Here is a 507-nt window from a genome sequence, read left to right as displayed (position 1 = left end):
ACCCCGTACGGGCCGTTGAACGTGTTGCTGGTGAGGGTGGTGTCCGTTCCACCGGCCCCACCGGCCCCACCGGCCCCACCGGCGCCGCCGGTGGCTCCCACCGGAGCACTCCCGGTTCCCCCGTTGCTGCCGGGGGCGGCGAGGCTCGCACCCCCGATCCCGCCGAGACCACCGATGCCGCCGGCGCCGGCGTCACCGGGGACCCCGGATGCACCCGCACCGGTTCCGGGCGCTCCGCCGGCACCGCCGTCACCGCCGGACCCTCCTTGACCGCCGGTGCCGCCGGCCACACCGTAGGTGGTGCTGTCCGCCCCGGCGCCCCCGGTACCGCCGACACCGCCCTGGCCGCCCGTACCGCCGTCACCGTTGACACCGCCGGCACCGGAATCCCCGCCGGCGCCGCCTTGGCCGCCGGCACCGCCGGCGTAGCCCGTAGCACCCGCGGTGGTGGCGGCCGCCCCCGCCCCACCGGTGCCGCCGGTCCCGCCGGTCCCGCCGGTCCCGTAC

General features: G+C 79.5%; 1 protein-coding gene. It reads right to left on the bottom strand.

What is annotated here, in order from left to right:
• Nucleotides 1-507, bottom strand: a 507-nt coding sequence (locus FPZ47_RS28760; RefSeq protein WP_210420061.1) for a hypothetical protein, incomplete at both ends; no start/stop codon positions are given.

The sequence above is a fragment of the Mycobacterium helveticum genome (genome assembly GCF_007714205.1).
GTDB lineage: Bacteria > Actinomycetota > Actinomycetes > Mycobacteriales > Mycobacteriaceae > Mycobacterium > Mycobacterium helveticum.
Note: the sequence above shows the minus strand (reverse complement) of the source record. Positions and strands in the feature narration are given on the sequence as shown.